Genomic DNA, 21,999 nt, shown 5'->3' with positions numbered 1-21,999 from the left:
CCCCGCCGCCACGCAGCGTCACTCCGCCGCGAGGCCCCCGTCGCGCGGCCCAGGCTCCAGATCGAACTCCCCGTCCCGCGCCCCCAGCACGAACGCCCGCCACTCCGCCTCCGTGTACCGCAGCACGGTGTCGGGGTCGAGCGACGACCGCATGGCCACGGCGCCTTCGGGGAGGTAGGCGATCTCGACGCGCTCCTCGTGCTCCTCGGTACCCGGCGCGCTGTGCCACTCGGCGCCGGAGATGTCGAGGGCGTACAGCTCGTCCCTCTCCCGCTCCTTGCGCGCCTTGAGTTCCTCGTCCTTGGTGTCGGCCATGGCGATGTCTGATCCTTCCCTCTGCAACGAGCTGTCCAATCACCCTACTTGCCGCCGTTCCCCCTGGTCAGGCGTTTGCCCATGAGTGACCGTCACGAAGGGCGACAGCTTGCTCACACTTCCGCGCCCTCGTCAGAAAGGTCCCGACCGTGAGTTTCGGCCCACCGCCGTCCGTCTTCACCGAGTCCACCCTGGCGGCCGAGAAACGCAGGAAGCGCCGCAGGATGCTCGTCCTCGGTGCCACGACGACCGCACTCGCGGTGCTGCTCGCGGGGATATGGGCACTGTCGTACGACAACACCGACACCCCCTCCGGCCGGAGCCCGGCCGCGGCAAGCCAGGCCCCGGACGACATCCGGGAGACGATCGAGCGGCGGCCCGCGACCCCGGAAGCGGTGAGCGCGGTCGCGCGCCGCGCCGAGGGCGTCAAGGCCGGCCAGAACATCGAGGCGGCGGGTACCTGGGCGACCGCCAAGACGTTTGCGAAGACCCTGGGCAACAGCATCACGGGGTACAGGATCTCGACCGACCGCCAGGCGTGGAAACTGGCCTTCCCCGGCAGCGTCTGCGCCGCCACCCCGCACGTCACCGTGGACGGCCGGACGGCCGTGGCCTTCTCGAGCGAGCCCACCAGGACCGATCCGAGCGGTGGGACGGTGAGCGGTCCGTGCGACCGGATCGCGATGTTCGACATCGACACGGGCAAGCGGCTGTGGCACGTCGAGTTGCCGGAGAAGCGACTCGTGCCCGCCAGGGTCACGATGACGCGCGGCAAGGTCATCGCGGCCTGGGAGGACGGCTCGGCGGCGTACGCCATGGCCGGCGGGAAGCTGCTCTGGTCGCACACGCCCGGACCGGCCTGCGGGGACAGCGGCTACGCCGGGGGCGAGGCCCTCGTGCGGGTCGTCAAGTGCGGCGACGCGGACAACAGACGCTTTCGGGTGGAGGGGACGAACCCCGAGACCGGAAAGCCCGTGTGGACCTACACGGTGACTCCGGGCGTCCAGGACGTTCGTCTGGTCTCCTCGTCCCCCGTCGTCATCGCTGTAGCGGCGGGCGACCTCGTGATCACCGATCTGATCTCCCTCAGTGACCAGGGCAAGTTCCGCGCCACCATCTCGGTGCCGGTCCAGACCTACGTCACCAAGTGCGGCGACGGCATCGACGTCACGGGCCCGATCGAGACCTGTGAGGCGGTGGTGGCCGACGAGCGGCAGCTGTACGTCGCCACTCAAGCGCGCGACACCGGCACCGTGAGCGCCCACGGACAGGTGGCCAACGAGATCGTCGCCTTCGACCTGGCCACCGGGAAGAGCCTCAGGAAGTTCGACGCCAAGATCGGCCGCCCGATGTACCCCGTCCGTATGAGCGGTGACCTGCTGATCGCCGCTCGGGAGTCCTCCTCCCCGCACACACCCAGCGCAGCCGTGAGCATCGACCCCAGCTCGGGGAAGGAGACCCTGCTCCTGCTCTACGGCACCGTCGGCATGCTGCCCTTCGAGTACCTGGACGTCCGCTACGAGCACGGCCGCATCTTCTTCGCCGCCACGAGCCTCGCCGGACCGGTGAGCAAGGACGACGAGGGGGAGGGCCTCTGGCTTGCCGACGGGTTCGAGACCGGTGGCTGATACCCGGTGGCCGATACCCGAGACGACCCCGGTCAGGGGCGTCCTCCCCGGCTGGTAGTCTGTGCTGTGGCCGTTTGTGTACGCGCCCCCGGAGCCCCGTCGAAAAGACAGCCCTGGAGGCCGCGCCCAGCGGATCCCCGCCTCCCGAGTAACGGAAGCCCCCCTGAGATTTAGACCAGGGGCACTCGGTGGCCTTCACAGACTACGAGGAGTACGCGTGTCGCTCGACGCCGCTACGAAGAAGCAGATCATCAGCGAGTTCGGTACCAAGGAGGGCGACACCGGCTCCCCCGAGGTCCAGGTCGCGATGCTCTCGCGCCGTATCTCGGACCTGACCGAGCACCTCAAGACCCACAAGCACGACCACCACTCCCGCCGTGGTCTGCTGATCCTGGTCGGTCAGCGTCGCCGCCTTCTGCAGTACCTGGCCAAGAAGGACATCCAGCGCTTCCGTGCGCTGGTCGACCGCCTCGGCATCCGCCGCGGTGCGGCGGGCGCCAAGTAAGACGCCGTGAGGGGAGCGGTTCCCGTGACCATGGGGACCGCTCCCTTTGCTGTACGTAGGGAAACGTGCGGAGTGTCACTGACGCTTTGTAGTGTGGTAGCACAACGCAAGACGTACGACGCAGAGTGATGACGTGTACTCGCTGAGGGTATGGCGTCATACGACAATGAACGCGTCATACGACAATGAACGAGGAGAAGCGCACCTCGCCGCCGCCGGTCCTCGGTAGTGGCCCCCGGGGGAAGTGAGCCCCGAGGGCTTCGATCGAAGACCGGCCCGCACCAGACGGAGCGCTTCTCCGCAACCGTCCCCCTGCCACACGGGCAGCGAGGGACGAAGACGAGGAGAAAACGCTAGTGGAGAACGAGACCCACTACGCCGAGGCCGTCATCGACAACGGCACCTTCGGCACCCGCACCATCCGTTTCGAGACGGGCCGCCTGGCCAAGCAGGCCGCCGGCTCCGCCGTGGCGTACCTGGACGACGACACCATGGTGCTGTCGGCCACCACCGCCTCCAAGAACCCCAAGGACCAGCTCGACTTCTTCCCCCTCACGGTGGATGTCGAGGAGCGGATGTACGCCGCCGGCAAGATCCCCGGCAGCTTCTTCCGCCGTGAGGGCCGTCCCTCCGAGGACGCCATCCTCACCTGCCGCCTGATCGACCGCCCGCTGCGCCCGTCCTTCAAGAAGGGCCTGCGCAACGAGATCCAGGTCGTCGCCACCATCATGGCGCTCAACCCCGACCACCTGTACGACGTCGTGGCGATCAACGCCGCCTCCGCGTCCACGCAGCTGGCCGGTCTGCCCTTCTCCGGCCCGATCGGCGGCGTCCGCGTCGCGCTGATCAACGGCCAGTGGGTCGCGTTCCCGACGCACACCGAGCTCGAGGACGCCGTCTTCGACATGGTCGTCGCCGGTCGCGTCCTGGAGGACGGCGACGTCGCGATCATGATGGTCGAGGCCGAGGCCACCGAGAAGACCATCCAGCTGGTCAAGGGCGGCGCCGAGGCGCCGACCGAGGAGGTAGTCGCCTCCGGTCTGGACGCCGCGAAGCCCTTCATCAAGGTGCTCTGCAAGGCCCAGGCCGACCTCGCCGCGAAGGCCGCCAAGCCGACCGGCGAGTTCCCGGTCTTCCTCGACTACCAGGACGACGTCCTGGAGGCGCTGTCCGCCGCCGTCCGCCCGGAGCTCGCCTCCGCGCTGACCATCGCGGGCAAGCAGGAGCGCGAGGCCGAGCTGGACCGCGTCAAGCAGCTCGCCGCCGAGAAGCTCCTGCCGGACTTCGAGGGCCGCGAGAAGGAGATCTCCGCCGCGTACCGCTCGCTGACCAAGTCCCTGGTCCGTGAGCGCGTCATCAAGGAGAAGACGCGCATCGACGGCCGTGGGCTGACGGACATCCGTACGCTCGCCGCCGAGGTCGAGGCCATCCCGCGCGTGCACGGTTCGGCGCTGTTCGAGCGTGGCGAGACCCAGATCCTGGGCGTCACCACCCTGAACATGCTCCGTATGGAGCAGCAGCTGGACACCCTTTCCCCGGTGACCCGCAAGCGCTACATGCACAACTACAACTTCCCGCCGTACTCCGTCGGCGAGACCGGCCGCGTCGGCTCCCCGAAGCGCCGCGAGATCGGCCACGGCGCCCTCGCCGAGCGCGCCATCGTGCCGGTCCTGCCGACGCGCGAGGAGTTCCCCTACGCGATCCGTCAGGTGTCCGAGGCCCTCGGCTCCAACGGCTCGACGTCCATGGGCTCGGTCTGCGCCTCCACCATGTCGCTGCTGAACGCCGGTGTGCCCCTGAAGGCCCCCGTCGCCGGTATCGCCATGGGCCTGATCTCCCAGGAGATCAACGGCGAGACGCACTACGTCGCCCTCACCGACATCCTCGGTGCGGAGGACGCCTTCGGCGACATGGACTTCAAGGTCGCCGGCACCAAGGAGTTCGTGACCGCCCTCCAGCTCGACACCAAGCTGGACGGCATCCCGGCCTCCGTCCTGGCCGCCGCTCTCAAGCAGGCCCGCGACGCCCGCCTCCACATCCTCGACGTGATGATGGAAGCGATCGACACGCCGGACGAGATGTCCCCCAACGCCCCGCGGATCATCACCGTCAAGATCCCCGTGGACAAGATCGGCGAGGTCATCGGCCCGAAGGGCAAGATGATCAACCAGATCCAGGAGGACACCGGCGCCGAGATCACGATCGAGGACGACGGCACCATCTACATCGGTGCCCAGGTCGGCTCGCAGGCCGAGGCCGCCCGCGCCACGATCAACTCGATCGCCAACCCGACCATGCCGGAGGTCGGCGAGCGCTACCTGGGCACGGTCGTGAAGACGACCACCTTCGGTGCGTTCGTCTCGCTGCTCCCGGGCAAGGACGGTCTGCTGCACATCTCGCAGATCCGCAAGCTCGCCGGCGGCAAGCGCGTGGAGAACGTCGAGGACGTGCTCGGTGTGGGCTCCAAGGTCCAGGTCGAGATCGCCGAGATCGACTCCCGCGGCAAGCTCTCCCTCATCCCCGTGATCGAGGGCGAAGGCGACGACGAGAAGAAGGACGACACCGACCAGTGACGTCGAGCAGCTCCACGGCGACGGCCCGCACCTCCTCGGAGGCGCGGGCCGTCGCCCGTACCCAAACCCTGATCAAGGGGACCAACGGCATCGGTGTCGTCCGCAAGACCACCCTCCCCGGCGGCCTGCGCATCGTCACCGAGACCCTGCCCTCGGTCCGCTCGGCGACCTTCGGCATCTGGGCGCACGTCGGCTCCCGCGACGAGACGCCGACCCTGAACGGCGCCACGCACTACCTGGAGCACCTCCTCTTCAAGGGCACGTCACGCCGTAGCGCCCTGGACATCTCCTCCGCCATCGACGCGGTCGGCGGCGAGATGAACGCCTTCACGGCGAAGGAGTACACGTGCTACTACGCGCGCGTGCTCGACACCGACCTGCCCCTGGCCATCGACGTCGTCTGCGACATGCTCACGGGCTCCCTCATCCTCGAGGAGGACGTCAACGTCGAGCGGGGCGCGATCCTCGAAGAGATCGCCATGACGGAGGACGACCCGGGCGACTGCGTGCACGACCTGTTCGCGCACACCATGTTCGGCGACAACCCCCTCGGCCGCCCGGTCCTCGGCACGGTGGACACGGTCAACGCCCTCACCGCCGACCGCATCCGCCGCTTCTACAAGAAGCACTACGACCCGACCCACCTCGTGGTCGCCGCGGCCGGCAACATCGACCACAACAAGGTCGTACGACAGGTCCGCGCCGCCTTCGAGAGGGCGGGCTCCTTCAAGAACCCAGACGCCGAGCCCATCGCACCTCGTGAGGGTCGCCGAGCCCTGCGCACCGCGGGCCGCGTCGAGCTGATCGGCCGCAAGACCGAGCAGGCCCACGTCGTCCTGGGCATGCCGGGCCTGGCCCGTACGGACGAGCGCCGCTGGGCGCTGGGGGTGCTCAACACGGCCCTCGGCGGCGGCATGTCCTCCCGCCTCTTCCAGGAGGTCCGCGAGAAGCGCGGCCTGGCCTACAGCGTGTACTCGTACACCTCGGGCTTCGCCGACTGCGGCCTCTTCGGCGTGTACGCGGGCTGCCGCCCGAGCCAGGTGCACGACGTCCTGAAGATCTGCCGCGACGAACTCGACCACGTCGCCGAGCACAGCCTCTCGGACGACGAGATCGGCCGCGCCATCGGCCAGCTCCAGGGCTCCACCGTCCTCGGCCTGGAGGACACCGGCGCCCTGATGAACCGTATCGGCAAGAGCGAGCTGTGCTGGGGCGAGCAGATGTCCGTCGACGACATGCTGGCCCGGATAGCCTCGGTCACCCCGGACGACGTCCGCTCGGTCGCCCGCGAGATCCTGGGACGGCGGCCCTCGCTGTCGGTCATCGGCCCGCTGAAGGACAAGCAGGCGTCCCGACTGCACGAGGCCGTCGCCTGACCCAGTCCGAACCCCGAGAATCCGTAACCCCGAGACTCCGTCCCTGAGACTCCGGAACCCCGGTTAAGGAAGCAAGAAGATGAGCAAGCTGCGCGTGGCGGTCCTCGGTGCCAAGGGCCGGATCGGCTCCGAGGCGGTACGGGCGGTCGAGGCCGCCGAGGACATGGAGCTGGTCGCCGCCCTCAGCCGGGGCGACAAGCTGGAGACGCTGGCCGAGAGCGGCGCCCAGGTCGCCGTCGAACTGACCACGCCGGCCTCGGTGATGGACAACCTCGACTACTGCGTACGGCACGGCATCCACGCCGTCGTCGGTACGACGGGCTGGACCGACGAGCGCCTCGCGCAGCTCGAGGGCTGGCTCGCCGAGTCCCCGGAGACCGGCGTGCTCATCGCGCCGAACTTCTCCATCGGGGCCGTACTGACGATGAAGTTCGCGCAGATCGCCGCGCCCTACTTCGAGTCCGTCGAGGTCGTCGAGCTGCACCACCCCAACAAGGTGGACGCCCCGTCCGGCACCGCCACCCGCACCGCCCAGCTCATCGCCGACGCCCGCCGCGCGGCCGGCTCCGCCCCGGCACCGGACGCCACGGCGACGGCCCTGGACGGCGCCCGCGGAGCCAGCGTCGACGGCGTTCCCGTGCACGCCATCCGCCTGCGCGGCCTGCTCGCCCACCAGGAGGTCCTGCTGGGCGGCGAGGGCGAGACGCTGACCGTCCGCCACGACTCCCTGCACCACAGCAGCTTCATGCCGGGCATCCTGCTCGGCGCCCGCCGCGTGGTGACCACCCCGGGCCTGACCTTCGGCCTGGAACACTTCCTGGACCTGGGCTGACACCCGCCATGCGAGCCAAGCTCTCCTACGCCGTAACGGCCGCCGTCCTGGTCTTCTACTTCGTCCTGGTCGGCAGCCGCGGCGTCATGCTCATCCAGACCGGCACGCTCCTCACCGTCACCTTCGGCGTGGCGGTGCTGATCCTGCCGGTCATCGGCGTGTGGTTCCTGTGGAAGAACACCCAGTTCGTCCGCAGGGCCAACCAGCTCGCCGCCGAACTCGACGCCCAGGGCGGCCTGCCCGTCGACGAGCTGAAGCGCACCCCCGGCGGCCGCATCGACCGCGACTCCGCCGACGAGGTCTTCGCCAAACGCAAGGCCGAGACGGAAGCGGCCCCCGACGACTGGCGCAGCTGGTTCCGCCTGGCCGTCGCCTACCAGGACGCCCGCGACACCCCGCGCGCCCGCAAGGCCATGCAGCGGGCGATCGCCCTGCACGACGGCAAACCGGTCCAGGTCTGACCGCTCCAGCCGCACGCCGAAGGGGCCGGCCCGCACCAGATGCGGACCGGCCCCTTCGCCGCGCTGCCGGACGTCAGCCCCGCCGGTACTCCTCGCCCCACGCCTCGACCGCGTCCGACGCCCTGTCGAAGGCCTCGGCACGCGCCAGGAAGTCCGCGTTGTGCGTGGTCAGCAGGGCCTGCGCGTCATCAGCGGCACGATCGTGCCGTACGAGGAGCAGCGCCTGTCCCTGAACGGTGCGCGGCAGCCCGAGCCAGCGCACCGGCTGCTGCACCGTCCGCACGGCCGCCACCCGGTCCCAGCGCACCGTATGTGTGAGGAAGAAGCCCACCCGGCGCAGGCCGAGCGCACTCACCCACACGCCTACGCGCAGCAGCCGCAGGGCACCGGCGATGACGAGCAGCGCGATGGCGAACACCACACCCGCCTCGGACACCGAGCCGGTCAGCGCGATGATCACGGCCGCGAACAGCACGTACGAGGCGAGCAGCAGCAGGATCGCGGCGGCGCCCACGCGCCACGGGCCGGGGCGGTAGGGGCGCCGCCAGCGGTCGCGGTCGTCGAACGGCAGCGCGACGTCGTCCGTCGCCTCGAATGCGCGGTCGGCCGTCAGGAAGGGCAGGGGCACGGCTGGGTCCTCACTCAATCCATCCATGGGCTGTGCCCGGTGAGGTTATCGACCTGTACCCCCGCTCACCACCTTTGGGGGTCCGGATGGAGTCAGTGCCCCTGGGACGCCTGGGACTGCTGGGTCTGCGTCGACTGATCCGGACTCAGCGCCGGCATCCCGACGACCAGGGAGCCCACGAGTGCGGCGACGATGGTGAGCCCCAGCAGCCAGCGCCCGGCTATTTGACTCACGGACGCCCGCTCGCGGGGCGGGGGAGTGACATTACTGCGGAACTTGTCGGCTTCGGCGAGGAAGGCGAACGGTACGGGTTCGCGCCGACGGAACATCGGGGGTGCTTCTCCCTTCCGGGATCGAACGAGTGACTCTCACTGACACAGACGAGCGGGTGCCCCAAAAGGTGCCGTCTTTCGCCGAATTCGCAGAAGTTCACCGAAGTTGTCGCCTCCCGGCACCGAACGCCCCGATGTCAGTGCCGGGCCGTAGAGTGGGCGCCGCCCGAGAGAAGTGATGGAAGGACCCTCCGAGCCGTGACCGACACCCCCGCCGACGACCTCAAGCCCAGCTTCCGCAGCGACGTCACCGTGGAGCTCGTCAAGCACACCGCGTCCGACGCGGACGTGCTCTTCGCCGCCCGCGTCTCGACCGTCGGCGAGCAGTCCCTGGAAGAGCTGGGCAAGGACCCGGAGCGCTCCAAGGGCCTGATCAACTACCTCATGCGGGACCGGCACGGCAGCCCCTTCGAGCACAACTCGATGACCTTCTTCATCAGCGCCCCGATCTTCGTCTTCCGCGAGTTCATGCGACACCGCGTGGGCTGGTCGTACAACGAGGAGAGCGGCCGCTACCGGGAGCTCCAGCCGGTCTTCTACGTCCCGGGTGAGTCCCGCAAGCTCGTCCAGGAGGGCCGCCCCGGCAAGTACGTCTTCGTGGAGGGCACCGAGGCCCAGCGGGAGCTGGCCGGCCGCACCATGGAGGACTCCTACCGCCAGGCGTACGAGGCCTACCAGGAGATGCTCGCCGCCGGCGTCGCCCGCGAGGTCGCCCGCGCGGTCCTCCCCGTCGGCCTCTTCTCCTCGATGTACGCCACCTGCAACGCCCGCTCGCTGATGCACTTCCTCGGTCTGCGCACCCAGCACGAGTTGGCGAAGGTCCCGTCCTTCCCGCAGCGTGAGATCGAGATGGTCGGCGAGAAGATGGAAGCCGAGTGGGCCAAGCTCATGCCGCTCACCTACGCGGCCTTCAATGCGAACGGCCGTGTGGCGCCGTAACGCACCCTCGTTCTCCCACAGGGCACAGATGTACGGGTCAGCCTCACGAAGTGTCCGTATTGCGGCATTTAGAGAAGTTCATCTAGCCTGATCAAACGGACCCGGCACTGCTTGAACCCCCGAGCAGGCAGTGCCGGGCTCCGCATTTGTCACCACTTGTCGCCTCCCCCGAGGGCAGACCCGGCCTTGAGCAGCGAGTAGCGTGTTACCCATGGCTCCGACCTCCACTCCGCAGACCCCCTTCGGGCGGGTCCTCACCGCCATGGTCACGCCCTTCACGGCGGACGGCGCACTCGACCTCGACGGCGCACAGCGGCTCGCCACCCACCTGGTGGACGCAGGCAACGACGGCCTGATCATCAACGGGACCACCGGCGAGTCGCCCACGACCAGTGACGCGGAGAAATCGGATCTCGTACGAGCCGTCCTGGAGGCCGTCGGCGACCGCGCCCACGTCGTCGCCGGCGTCGGCACGAACGACACCCACCACAGCATCGAGCTCGCCCGCGCGGCCGAGAAGACCGGCGCACACGGCCTCCTGGTCGTCACGCCGTACTACAACAAGCCCCCGCAGGAGGGCCTGTACCGGCACTTCACAGCCATCGCCGACGCCGCCGAGCTGCCGGTCATGCTGTACGACATCCCCGGCCGCAGCGGCGTCCCGATCAACACCGAGACACTCGTCCGCCTCGCCGAGCACCCGCGGATCGTCGCCAACAAGGACGCCAAGGGCGACCTCGGCCGCGCCAGCTGGGCCATCGCCCGCTCCGGCCTCGCCTGGTACTCCGGCGACGACATGCTGAACCTGCCGCTGCTCTCCGTCGGCGCCGTCGGCTTCGTCTCGGTCGTAGGCCATGTGGTCACGCCCGACCTGCGGGCCCTCGTGGAGGCCTTCGCCTCCGGCGACGTCCAGAAGGCCACCGAGATCCACCAGAAGCTGCTCCCGGTCTACACCGGCATGTTCCGCACCCAGGGCGTCATGACCACCAAGGCGGCGCTCGCCCTCCAGGGCCTGCCTGCCGGACCGCTGCGCGCCCCCATGGTCGAGCTCGCGCCCGAGGAGGTCGAGCAGCTCAAGATCGATCTTGCCGCCGGCGGGGTACAGGTCTAGCACCAGACTTCGCGAATCTCTTCGCGCGATCAGACTTCACAACTGAATAAGCAGGCCACCGGTGCCTGCGTCCACAACGACAACTGCTTCTGCACGAACGTCATGCGCGCCACGTGCCCACCGGTACGTGGCGCGTGTGGTGAGGAGAGTCTTTTGAGTCATCCGCATCCTGAACTCGGCCCGCCCCCGCCGCTCCCCGAGAGCGGCCTGCGCGTCACCCCGCTCGGGGGCCTCGGCGAAATCGGCCGGAACATGACGGTCTTCGAGTACGGCGGCCGTCTGCTGATCGTCGACTGCGGCGTGCTCTTCCCCGAGGAGGAGCAGCCCGGAATCGACCTGATCCTTCCGGACTTCTCGTCCGTCCGGGACCGCCTCGACGACATTGAGGGCATCGTCCTCACGCACGGCCACGAGGACCACATCGGTGGTGTCCCCTACCTCCTCCGCGAGAAGCCGGACATCCCACTGATCGGCTCCAAGCTGACCCTCGCCCTGATCGAGGCGAAGCTCCAGGAGCACCGCATCCGCCCGTACACCCTGGAAGTGACGGAGGGGCACCGCGAGCGCATCGGCCCCTTCGACTGCGAGTTCATCGCGGTCAACCACTCCATCCCGGACGCCCTGGCCGTGGCCATCCGCACGCCGGCCGGCATGGTGGTCCACACGGGCGACTTCAAGATGGACCAGCTCCCGCTGGACAACCGCCTCACCGATCTGCACGCGTTCGCACGGCTGAGCGAGGAGGGCATCGACCTCCTTCTCTCCGACTCGACGAATGCCGAGGTCCCGGGGTTCGTCCCGCCCGAGCGCGACATCTCCAACGTCCTGCGCACGGTCTTCGGGAACGCCCGCAAGCGGATCATCGTGGCGAGCTTCGCCAGCCACGTCCACCGCATCCAGCAGATCCTGGACGCGGCCCACGAGTACGGCCGCAGGGTCGCCTTCGTCGGCCGCTCGATGGTCCGCAACATGGGCATCGCCAGGGACCTGGGATACCTCAAGGTCCCACCGGGCCTGGTGGTGGACGTCAAGACGCTCGACGATCTGCCGGACCACGAGGTGGTCCTGGTCTGCACGGGTTCCCAGGGCGAACCGATGGCGGCCCTGTCCCGCATGGCCAACCGAGACCACCAGATCCGCATCGTCCCCGGCGACACGGTCATCCTGGCCTCGTCGCTGATCCCCGGCAACGAGAACGCGGTCTACCGCGTCATCAACGGCCTGACCCGCTGGGGCGCGAACGTCGTCCACAAGGGCAACGCCAAGGTGCACGTCTCCGGCCACGCGTCCGCGGGCGAGCTCCTGTACTTCTACAACATCTGCCGCCCGAAGAACCTGATGCCGGTCCACGGCGAATGGCGCCACCTGCGCGCCAACGCCGAGTTGGGCGCTCTGACCGGCGTCCCGCACGACCGGATCGTCATCGCCGAGGACGGTGTGGTCGTCGACCTGGTCGGGGGCAAGGCGAAGATCTCCGGCAAGGTCCAGGCGGGTTACGTGTACGTCGACGGCCTCTCGGTCGGCGACGTCGGCGAGCCGGCGCTGAAGGACCGCAAGATCCTCGGAGACGAGGGCATCATCTCGGTCTTCGTGGTCCTCGACTCCTCGACCGGCAAGATCACAGGCGGACCGCACGTCCAGGCGCGCGGCTCCGGCATCGAGGACTCGGCCTTCAGCGATGTCATCCCGAGGATCACCGAGGTGCTGGAGCGGTCGGCCCAGGACGGCGTCGTGGAGCCGCACCAGATGCAGCAACTCATCCGCCGGACCCTGGGCAAGTGGGTCTCGGACAACTACCGGCGCAGGCCGATGATCCTCCCTGTGGTGGTGGAGGTCTGACGGTCCGTCGGCCTTCCTCCGCGTGAACCAGGAGCGGGGCGCCTCGATTTGCATCGAGGCGCCCCGCTCCAGTAGGTTTACGGCTCCGCCCAGACGGGAACCCGGACGCTTCGTGCGCCGGAACCAGTCCCCGGGGGGCGGGAATTCCGACTCAGAACTTCTGATAAAGTCGGAATCGCCGGAAAGGGAAACGCGAGAGCGGGAACCTGGAAAGCACCGAGGAAATCGGATCGGGAAGATCTGGTAGAGTCGGAAACGCAAGACCGAAGGGAAGCGCCCGGAGGAAAGCCCGAGAGGGTGAGTACAAAGGAAGCGTCCGTTCCTTGAGAACTCAACAGCGTGCCAAAAGTCAACGCCAGATATGTTGATACCCCGTCCATCGGATTCTTCCGGTGGCGAGGTTCCTTTGAAGAATACACAGCGAGGACGCTGTGAACGGCCGGGCTTATTCCGCCTGGCTGTTCCGCTCTCGTGGTGTCGACCCGATCACGGGTAAACATTCACGGAGAGTTTGATCCTGGCTCAGGACGAACGCTGGCGGCGTGCTTAACACATGCAAGTCGAACGATGAACCACTTCGGTGGGGATTAGTGGCGAACGGGTGAGTAACACGTGGGCAATCTGCCCTTCACTCTGGGACAAGCCCTGGAAACGGGGTCTAATACCGGATAACACTCCCTCCCTCCTGGGTGGGGGTTGAAAGCTCCGGCGGTGAAGGATGAGCCCGCGGCCTATCAGCTTGTTGGTGAGGTAATGGCTCACCAAGGCGACGACGGGTAGCCGGCCTGAGAGGGCGACCGGCCACACTGGGACTGAGACACGGCCCAGACTCCTACGGGAGGCAGCAGTGGGGAATATTGCACAATGGGCGAAAGCCTGATGCAGCGACGCCGCGTGAGGGATGACGGCCTTCGGGTTGTAAACCTCTTTCAGCAGGGAAGAAGCGAAAGTGACGGTACCTGCAGAAGAAGCGCCGGCTAACTACGTGCCAGCAGCCGCGGTAATACGTAGGGCGCAAGCGTTGTCCGGAATTATTGGGCGTAAAGAGCTCGTAGGCGGCTTGTCACGTCGGGTGTGAAAGCCCGGGGCTTAACCCCGGGTCTGCATTCGATACGGGCTAGCTAGAGTGTGGTAGGGGAGATCGGAATTCCTGGTGTAGCGGTGAAATGCGCAGATATCAGGAGGAACACCGGTGGCGAAGGCGGATCTCTGGGCCATTACTGACGCTGAGGAGCGAAAGCGTGGGGAGCGAACAGGATTAGATACCCTGGTAGTCCACGCCGTAAACGGTGGGAACTAGGTGTTGGCGACATTCCACGTCGTCGGTGCCGCAGCTAACGCATTAAGTTCCCCGCCTGGGGAGTACGGCCGCAAGGCTAAAACTCAAAGGAATTGACGGGGGCCCGCACAAGCAGCGGAGCATGTGGCTTAATTCGACGCAACGCGAAGAACCTTACCAAGGCTTGACATCGCCCGGAAAGCATCAGAGATGGTGCCCCCCTTGTGGCCGGGTGACAGGTGGTGCATGGCTGTCGTCAGCTCGTGTCGTGAGATGTTGGGTTAAGTCCCGCAACGAGCGCAACCCTTGTTCTGTGTTGCCAGCATGCCCTTCGGGGTGATGGGGACTCACAGGAGACCGCCGGGGTCAACTCGGAGGAAGGTGGGGACGACGTCAAGTCATCATGCCCCTTATGTCTTGGGCTGCACACGTGCTACAATGGCAGGTACAATGAGCTGCGATACCGTGAGGTGGAGCGAATCTCAAAAAGCCTGTCTCAGTTCGGATTGGGGTCTGCAACTCGACCCCATGAAGTCGGAGTTGCTAGTAATCGCAGATCAGCATTGCTGCGGTGAATACGTTCCCGGGCCTTGTACACACCGCCCGTCACGTCACGAAAGTCGGTAACACCCGAAGCCGGTGGCCCAACCCCCTTGTGGGGAGGGAGCTGTCGAAGGTGGGACTGGCGATTGGGACGAAGTCGTAACAAGGTAGCCGTACCGGAAGGTGCGGCTGGATCACCTCCTTTCTAAGGAGCACTTCTTGGCAGCCGGGCTTGCCTGGTTGTCCAGAGGCCAGTTCATCGGCGAACGTCCGGTGCTGGTTGCTCAAGGGTGGAACGTTGACTACTCGGCACACTTGATCGTCTTCTCCTTCCAGTACTGCTCGCAAGAGCGTGGACCGTTGAGGGGAGCGGGAAGGGTGTCGGGCACGCTGTTGGGTGTCTGAGGGAATGAACCCCTCAGTTGCCGGCCCCGGTGCAGCATCACGGAAGTGGTGTGTGACGGGTGGCTGGTCGTTGTTTGAGAACTGCACAGTGGACGCGAGCATCTGTGGCCAAGTTTTTAAGGGCGCACGGTGGATGCCTTGGCACCAGGAACCGATGAAGGACGTGGGAGGCCACGATAGTCCCCGGGGAGTCGTCAACCAGGCTTTGATCCGGGGGTTTCCGAATGGGGAAACCCGGCAGTCGTCATGGGCTGTCACCCATACCTGAACACATAGGGTATGTGGAGGGAACGCGGGGAAGTGAAACATCTCAGTACCCGCAGGAAGAGAAAACAACCGTGATTCCGGGAGTAGTGGCGAGCGAAACCGGATGAGGCCAAACCGTATACGTGTGAGACCCGGCAGGGGTTGCGTATGCGGGGTTGTGGGATCTCTCTTTTACGGTCTGCCGGCCGTGAGACGAGTCAGAAACCGTTGATGTAGGCGAAGGACATGCGAAAGGTCCGGCGTAGAGGGTAAGACCCCCGTAGTCGAAACATCAGCGGCTCGTTTGAGAGACACCCAAGTAGCACGGGGCCCGAGAAATCCCGTGTGAATCTGGCGGGACCACCCGCTAAGCCTAAATATTCCCTGGTGACCGATAGCGGATAGTACCGTGAGGGAATGGTGAAAAGTACCGCGGGAGCGGAGTGAAATAGTACCTGAAACCGTGTGCCTACAAGCCGTGGGAGCGTCGCGCATCGAGTTTACTCGGTGCGTCGTGACTGCGTGCCTTTTGAAGAATGAGCCTGCGAGTTTGCGGTGTGTTGCGAGGTTAACCCGGGTGGGGTAGCCGTAGCGAAAGCGAGTCCGAATAGGGCGTTTCAGTAGCACGCTCAAGACCCGAAGCGGAGTGATCTAGCCATGGGCAGGTTGAAGCGGAGGTAAGACTTCGTGGAGGACCGAACCCACCAGGGTTGAAAACCTGGGGGATGACCTGTGGTTAGGGGTGAAAGGCCAATCAAACTCCGTGATAGCTGGTTCTCCCCGAAATGCATTTAGGTGCAGCGTCGTGTGTTTCTTGCCGGAGGTAGAGCACTGGATAGGCGATGGGCCCTACCGGGTTACTGACCTTAGCCAAACTCCGAATGCCGGTAAGTGAGAGCGCGGCAGTGAGACTGTGGGGGATAAGCTCCATGGTCGAGAGGGAAACAGCCCAGAGCATCGACTAAGGCCCCTAAGCGTACGCTAAGTGGGAAAGGATGTGGAGTCGCACAGACAACCAGGAGGTTGGCTTAGAAGCAGCCACCCTTGAAAGAGTGCGTAATAGCTCACTGGTCTAGTGATTCCGCGCCGACAATGTAGCGGGGCTCAAGCGTACCGCCGAAGTCGTGTCATTGCAGCAATAGCCCCAACGGGTGCTGTGATGGGTAGGGGAGCGTCGTGTGCCGGGTGAAGCAGCCGCGGAAGCGAGTTGTGGACGGTTCACGAGTGAGAATGCAGGCATGAGTAGCGATACACACGTGAGAAACGTGTGCGCCGATTGACTAAGGGTTCCTGGGTCAAGCTGATCTGCCCAGGGTAAGTCGGGACCTAAGGCGAGGCCGACAGGCGTAGTCGATGGATAACCGGTTGATATTCCGGTACCCGCTGTGAAGCGTCAAACATTGAATCAGGCGATGCTAAGTCCGTGAAGCCGCCCTGGAGCCTTCGGGCAAAGGGGAGTGGTGGAGCCGACGGACCAGACTTGTAGTAGGTGAGTGATGGGGTGACGCAGGAAGGTAGTCCATCCCGGGCGGTGGTTGTCCCGGGGTAAGGGTGTAGGCCGAGTGGTAGGTAAATCCGCTGCTCATCAAGGCTGAGACCTGATGCCGAGCCGATTGTGGTGAAGTGGATGATCCTATGCTGTCGAGAAAAGCCTCTAGCGAGTTTCATGGCGGCCCGTACCCTAAACCGACTCAGGTGGTCAGGTAGAGAATACCGAGGCGTTCGGGTGAACTATGGTTAAGGAACTCGGCAAAATGCCCCCGTAACTTCGGGAGAAGGGGGGCCATCACTGGTGATCCGTTTTACACGGTGAGCTGGGGGTGGCCGCAGAGACCAGCGAGAAGCGACTGTTTACTAAAAACACAGGTCCGTGCGAAGCCGTAAGGCGATGTATACGGACTGACGCCTGCCCGGTGCTGGAACGTTAAGGGGACCGGTTAGTCACTCTTCGGGGTGGCGAAGCTGAGAACTTAAGCGCCAGTAAACGGCGGTGGTAACTATAACCATCCTAAGGTAGCGAAATTCCTTGTCGGGTAAGTTCCGACCTGCACGAATGGCGTAACGACTTCTCGACTGTCTCAACCATAGGCCCGGTGAAATTGCACTACGAGTAAAGATGCTCGTTTCGCGCAGCAGGACGGAAAGACCCCGGGACCTTTACTACAGTTTGATATTGGTGTTCGGTTCGGCTTGTGTAGGATAGCTGGGAGACTGTGAAGCTTGGACGCCAGTTCAGGTGGAGTCGTCGTTGAAATACCAGTCTGGTCGTGCTGGATGTCTAACCTGGGTCCGTGATCCGGATCAGGGACAGTGTCTGATGGGTAGTTTAACTGGGGCGGTTGCCTCCTAAAGAGTAACGGAGGCGCCCAAAGGTTCCCTCAGCCTGGTTGGCAATCAGGTGTTGAGTGTAAGTGCACAAGGGAGCTTGACTGTGAGACCGACGGGTCGAGCAGGGACGAAAGTCGGGACTAGTGATCCGGCGGTGGCTTGTGGAAGCGCCGTCGCTCAACGGATAAAAGGTACCCCGGGGATAACAGGCTGATCTTCCCCAAGAGTCCATATCGACGGGATGGTTTGGCACCTCGATGTCGGCTCGTCGCATCCTGGGGCTGGAGTCGGTCCCAAGGGTTGGGCTGTTCGCCCATTAAAGCGGTACGCGAGCTGGGTTTAGAACGTCGTGAGACAGTTCGGTCCCTATCCGCTGCGCGCGCAGGAATATTGAGAAGGGCTGTCCCTAGTACGAGAGGACCGGGACGGACGAACCTCTGGTGTGCCAGTTGTCCTGCCAAGGGCATGGCTGGTTGGCTACGTTCGGGAGGGATAACCGCTGAAAGCATCTAAGCGGGAAGCCTGCTTCGAGATGAGTATTCCCACCCCCTTTGAGGGGTTAAGGCTCCCAGTAGACGACTGGGTTGATAGGCCGGATCTGGAAGCCCAGTAATGGGTGGAGGTGACCGGTACTAATAGGCCGAGGGCTTGTCCTCAGTTGCTCGCGTCCACTGTGTTGGTTCTGAAACCACGAACAGCCCCGTTGTCGGGCCACGACAACGGTGCGGCTGAAACAGTTTCATAGTGTTTCGGTGGTTATAGCGTGAGGGAAACGCCCGGTTACATTCCGAACCCGGAAGCTAAGCCTTACAGCGCCGATGGTACTGCAGGGGGGACCCTGTGGGAGAGTAGGACGCCGCCGAACAATTTTTCAAAGGGTTGGATCCTGAACTTCGGTTCGGGGTCCAGCCCTTTTTTGTTGTGCGTCACTTGAAGTTCACGTTGCGCTACCACGATCGCCGACATGGGTACTGCTGCAATGCTCAGGGCCGCTGGTGTCGGAGTCGGTGACGAGGTTGTCGTGCCGGCCTTCGGGAACGTGGAAGTCGCCGAGGCCGTGGTCCTGGCGGGGGCGCTTCCGGTGTTCGCCGACATAGATCCGGTGACGTACTGCCTCGACTCGTCCGCTGTCGAGGCGGCCATAACTCCGCGTACCGCGGCCGTCGTTGTCGTACACCGCTTCGGTCGGCCGGCCGACATGGTGCGGCTGCTCGGGGTGGGGGAGCGGCACGGGCTGCTTGTGCTCCAGGAGGGGGAGTCCGGGGAGCCGTACGACGAGATCGCTCAGCGGAGGCAGCGGGCCGGGTATCTCGATGCGAAGTTGAGGGGTGTGCGGACGCCTGACGGCGGTGATGGGCACACCTATCAGCAGTACGTCGTGCGGGTGCCGGGGAACGGGCGGCCGGATCGGGACGCCTTTGCCCGGGCCGTGCTGGCCAAGGGGGTTGATTGCCGGGTGCCGGTGAAGACGCCGGTGCATCGGCTGCCCGAATACCGTCGGTGCGTGTCCCTGCCGGAGACCGAGCGGGCCGCGGACGAGACGCTCGCTCTTCCGGTGGATGCCACGTTGACCAAGCGGGACATGCAGCGGATTGTGGGGGCGTGCAATGCCCTTGGAGGACTGCTCCAGCCGGCTTTCTGAGGGCCCGTGAGGTGGTTGGGGCTACGGGTCTGTTCGGGGTATGATCTATTCCGTTGCCGCGGGGGAAATCCCTCGAAAAGGTGACTGGCCCCTATAGCTCAGTCGGTAGAGCGTCTCCATGGTAAGGAGAAGGTCAACGGTTCGATTCCGTTTGGGGGCTCCAGCACAAAGGCCCTCGCCCTTACGGGCGGGGGCCTTTCGCATGTCCTCTTCCGTTCGTTCGGTTCCTTCAGTCCTTGTGGAGGCCCGGTACGCGCATGGCCAGAATCGCCATGTCGTCGGAGGGGGCGTCCTGCGCGAACCGTTCCACCGCGCGCATGATGCGGGCGGCGACCGCGCCTGCCGTGAGGCCTGTGCAGGTCGTGAGGACGTCGGCGAGGCCGTCGTCGCCCAGCATGCGGGTGCCTTCACGGCGTTCGGTGACGCCGTCCGTGACGCAGAGGAGGACGTCGCCCGGGTCGAGGGTGATCGTCTGCTCGTAGAGCTCGAGGTCCTCCATGACGCCGAGGAGCGGCTGGGGCTCGGCGGCCGGTTCGACGGTGCCGTCCTGGCGGAGGCGGAGCGGGAGGGGGTGGCCGGCGCAGACCACCTTCAGCTGGGCGCTGCCGTCCTCCTGGGGCCACAACTCGCCGTAGAGGAGGGTCAGGAAGCGGCTGCGGGCGCCCTCGTCGAGGATCGCGGAGTTCAGGCGCTCCAGGACCGCGGGGCCGCTGAGGCCCTCCCGGGCCAGCAGCCGGAGGGCGTGGCGGGCCAGGCCCGTGACGGCCGCCGCGTTCGGGCCCGTGCCGCAGACGTCGCCGATGGCGAAGCCGTACGCGCCGTCCCGGATCGGGAAGAGGTCGTAGAAGTCGCCGCCGACCTCGTTGCCCTCGCCGGCCGCGCGGTAGATGACCTCGACCTCGACGCCGTCGATCTCGGGGAGTTCGGGCGGCAGGAGGCTGCGCTGGAGGGACTGGCTGATGGCGGTGCGCTCGGAGTAGAGGCGGGCGTTGTCGAGAGCAAGGGCGGCCCGGCGGGACAGGTCCTCGGCCAGTTCCAGGATCTCCTGGCGGAAGTGCTCGTCCGTGGGCTTGCCGAGGGTGAGCATGCCGATGACCCGGTTGCGGGCCACGAGGGGAAGGACCACCGTTTCGCCGCCGACGGCGGAGGCCGTGGCGAGGGTGGGGCCGATGCCGGATGTGACCTGGTGCGGCGGGCCGCCGCTCATGCCGAGGCTGCGCATGGAGCTGCGCAGGGCGGCCTGGTGGGCCGCCTCGCCGGGGGCCGACCAGACGCGGGCGCCGGGGGTGGGTACCGGGTCGGGCGGGGCGACCTTCGACAACAGGGACTTGATGCCGTCGATCAGCTCCTCGTCCTCGTGCAGGACGTACGACAGGTACGGTTCGGAGGCCTGGTCGGCGATCGTGTAGACCGCGCACCAGGTGGCCAGGGTCGGGACCGTCATCTGGGCCATCAGCGCCAGCGTCTGGTCGCGGTCCAGGGTGCCGGCGAGGAGATCGGAGGCCTCGACGAGGAAGCTCAGGGAGCCTCGGCGCAGGCGTTCGAGTTCGCCGAGGCGGGCGGACTCGACCGCCAAGGCGATGCGGTCGGCGGCGAACTGGAGGCGCAGCGCCTCTTCGTTCGAGTATCTCCCGGGAGATTCGGCGGCGACGCCGAGTGAGCCGGTGAGGCGGCCTTCCACCTTCAGGGGGACCGTGACGACGGAGCGCATGCCGGTGCCGCTCAGCAGCGGTACGGCGCCCGGTACGGCCGTGAGGTCGTCGTGGACGGCCGGCATGCGGGCCGATCCGTAGCGGCCGGGGCCCGCCTCGACGGGGACGCGGGCGAAGCGCTGGCGGGCCGAGGGGAGGCCGGTGGAGGCGCGGACCTCCAACTCTGTTTCGTCGTCGGTCGCCAGGAGCAGGAAGGCGGAGTCGCCGTCGAGCATGTCGCGGGCGCGTTCCACTGTGCGCTGGAGGAGGCCGTCGAGGTCGTCCGGGGCCGGGGAGCCGATGAACACCTCGAAGGGGTCGGTGCTCTGGCCGTCGGACCCGGTGTTCGTGTCGGAGGCCGGGACGCGCAACGGCGTCTGCAGGACCGCCCGTTCGTGGTCGCGGACCAGGAGGCAGACCGTGGAGGGCTCGCCGCCCGTGTCACGGACGCGGAGGTGGGAGGCGTACACGGAGCTGACGCGGCCGTTGGCGGCCCTGATGCCGTAACTGCCCTCCCAGCGCGAGAGTTGCAGGGCCTCCGCGATGCCGGTGCTGGTGCCCGGGGTGTGCGGCCAGGCGGCGAGGTCGGTCAGCGGTTTGCCGAGGACCTGTTCGGCGGCGTAGCCGAAGAGTTCCTCGGCGTCCTCGTTCCAGGACGTGAGGGCGCCGGTGCGGTCGATCTGGACCACGGCGACGCGGACGCGGCCGTCGGCCAGCGGGAGGAGGTCGGCGGGCAGTGCGGGGCCCGCGGCGCGGGTGCCCACCGGGCGTTCGGGGAGGTCGAGCTGGAACCAGACCTGCTTCTGCGTGGGCGTGTACTCCACTCCCCAGTGGCCGGCCAGCGCCGCGCACAGCTGGAGGCCGCGGCCGCCCTCGCGGTCGGGGCTGCCCATGTCGATGGCCTGGCCCTGGAGCGGGATCTCGCGTTCCGGATAGCGGTCGGCGACCTCGACGCGTACGCCGTCGTCGCTCCGTAGACACAACACGTCGGCCGAGGTGCCGGCGTGCACCACGGCGTTGGTCACCAGTTCGCTGGTGAGGACCACTGCGTCGTCGATGATGTCGGCGAAGCCCCAGCCCTGGAGGGTGTCGCGGACGAAGGCGCGGGCGCTCGCGACCGATCGCCCGACGGGCTCGAAGCTGGCGGCCGCGCGCGCGGTGATCACAGAACTCCTCGGCCGGTTGTCGACGTGCAGGGCTCCCTGGCCGGCGAGCTCGTGCCGCTGATGCGGCAGGCCGCTGGTCGGCCGGGGGTCCGGGGGCTGTCCCCCAGGGATCAGTCCGGTGGTCATGTGTGCGGCCGCCCCTCCGATGCCCGCTCGTTCT

General features: G+C 66.4%; 14 protein-coding genes, 1 tRNA gene and 3 rRNA genes. 14 read left to right on the top strand and 4 right to left on the bottom strand.

The annotated features are described in order from the left end of the window. Positions 1–18 precede the first annotated feature (18 nt). Entirely contained in the window at positions 19–315 is a 297-nt protein-coding gene (locus OG252_RS15765) for a DUF397 domain-containing protein (RefSeq protein WP_266433049.1), read from the bottom strand. 149 nt (positions 316–464) lie between these two features. On the opposite strand from OG252_RS15765, the gene OG252_RS15760 reads away from it, so the two are divergent. The 6 genes from OG252_RS15760 to OG252_RS15735 all read left to right on the top strand — a co-directional run bounded on the left by OG252_RS15760 (position 465) and on the right by OG252_RS15735 (position 7,690). Further along, positions 465–1,943 (top strand): outer membrane protein assembly factor BamB family protein, encoded by a 1,479-nt coding sequence (locus OG252_RS15760; RefSeq protein WP_266433047.1) that lies wholly within the window; start codon positions 465–467, stop codon positions 1,941–1,943. Between the two features lie 217 nt (positions 1,944–2,160). Continuing rightward, positions 2,161–2,448: a 30S ribosomal protein S15 gene (gene rpsO, locus OG252_RS15755; RefSeq protein ID WP_030041128.1), complete on the top strand. Its 288-nt coding sequence runs from the start codon at positions 2,161–2,163 to the stop codon at positions 2,446–2,448. Between the two features lie 356 nt (positions 2,449–2,804). Continuing rightward, a complete protein-coding gene (locus tag OG252_RS15750) occupies positions 2,805–5,021 on the top strand; it encodes a polyribonucleotide nucleotidyltransferase (protein ID WP_329336752.1) in 2,217 nt (738 codons plus the stop codon). Further along, entirely contained in the window at positions 5,018–6,397 is a 1,380-nt protein-coding gene (locus OG252_RS15745) for a M16 family metallopeptidase (protein WP_266433039.1), read from the top strand. The genes OG252_RS15750 and OG252_RS15745 overlap by 4 nt, the downstream gene beginning before the upstream one ends. Positions 6,398–6,476: 79 nt before the next feature. Beyond that, positions 6,477–7,229, top strand: coding sequence for a 4-hydroxy-tetrahydrodipicolinate reductase (gene dapB / locus OG252_RS15740; protein WP_266433038.1), 753 nt, complete (start codon positions 6,477–6,479; stop codon positions 7,227–7,229). A gap of 8 nt (positions 7,230–7,237) precedes the next feature. Next, the gene (locus OG252_RS15735) at positions 7,238–7,690 is read left to right on the top strand and encodes a hypothetical protein (RefSeq protein ID WP_266433037.1); all 453 of its coding nucleotides are present in this window, start codon (positions 7,238–7,240) and stop codon (positions 7,688–7,690) included. A 73-nt stretch (positions 7,691–7,763) separates the two neighbouring features. Here OG252_RS15735 and OG252_RS15730 read toward each other — a convergent pair whose 3' ends face one another. Continuing rightward, positions 7,764–8,318 (bottom strand): hypothetical protein, encoded by a 555-nt coding sequence (locus tag OG252_RS15730; protein WP_266433035.1) that lies wholly within the window; start codon positions 8,316–8,318, stop codon positions 7,764–7,766. 92 nt (positions 8,319–8,410) lie between these two features. Continuing rightward, positions 8,411–8,647 carry a hypothetical protein gene (locus OG252_RS15725; protein WP_266433033.1) on the bottom strand — a complete coding sequence of 79 codons (237 nt, stop codon included), beginning with the start codon at positions 8,645–8,647 and terminating at the stop codon, positions 8,411–8,413. A gap of 201 nt (positions 8,648–8,848) precedes the next feature. Between OG252_RS15725 and thyX the strand changes: the two genes are divergently transcribed. The 8 genes from thyX (at position 8,849) to OG252_RS15685 (ending at position 19,145) form a co-directional block, all read left to right on the top strand. Next, entirely contained in the window at positions 8,849–9,589 is a 741-nt protein-coding gene (gene thyX, locus OG252_RS15720) for an FAD-dependent thymidylate synthase (RefSeq protein WP_266433031.1), read from the top strand. Positions 9,590–9,800: 211 nt separating this feature from the next. Next, positions 9,801–10,700, top strand: a complete 900-nt coding sequence (gene dapA, locus OG252_RS15715) for a 4-hydroxy-tetrahydrodipicolinate synthase (RefSeq protein WP_266433029.1) — start codon at positions 9,801–9,803, stop codon at positions 10,698–10,700. A gap of 153 nt (positions 10,701–10,853) precedes the next feature. After that, positions 10,854–12,539, top strand: coding sequence for a ribonuclease J (locus OG252_RS15710; protein WP_266433027.1), 1,686 nt, complete (start codon positions 10,854–10,856; stop codon positions 12,537–12,539). A gap of 499 nt (positions 12,540–13,038) precedes the next feature. Next, positions 13,039–14,566: ribosomal RNA gene (locus OG252_RS15705) — 16S ribosomal RNA — on the top strand. A gap of 306 nt (positions 14,567–14,872) precedes the next feature. Beyond that, positions 14,873–17,996: ribosomal RNA gene (locus tag OG252_RS15700) — 23S ribosomal RNA — on the top strand. Positions 17,997–18,088: 92 nt separating this feature from the next. Beyond that, positions 18,089–18,205, top strand: a 5S ribosomal RNA gene (rrf, locus tag OG252_RS15695). The 16S, 23S and 5S rRNA genes sit together here, the layout of an rRNA operon. A 114-nt stretch (positions 18,206–18,319) precedes the next feature. After that, on the top strand, positions 18,320–18,982 hold the full coding sequence (locus tag OG252_RS15690; protein WP_266448038.1) for a DegT/DnrJ/EryC1/StrS family aminotransferase: 663 nt from the start codon (positions 18,320–18,322) through the stop codon (positions 18,980–18,982). 87 nt (positions 18,983–19,069) lie between these two features. Then, positions 19,070–19,145: transfer RNA gene (locus OG252_RS15685), tRNA-Thr, on the top strand. 66 nt (positions 19,146–19,211) lie between these two features. Here OG252_RS15685 and OG252_RS15680 read toward each other — a convergent pair. After that, positions 19,212–21,965 (bottom strand): SpoIIE family protein phosphatase, encoded by a 2,754-nt coding sequence (locus OG252_RS15680; protein WP_266433024.1) that lies wholly within the window; start codon positions 21,963–21,965, stop codon positions 19,212–19,214. Positions 21,966–21,999 lie beyond the last annotated feature (34 nt).

It is taken from the genome of Streptomyces sp. NBC_01352, from assembly GCF_036237295.1.
GTDB classification, from domain to species: domain Bacteria; phylum Actinomycetota; class Actinomycetes; order Streptomycetales; family Streptomycetaceae; genus Streptomyces; species Streptomyces plumbiresistens.
The sequence above is the reverse complement of the archived record's forward strand: the minus strand, read 5'-3'. Positions and strand labels throughout refer to the sequence as shown.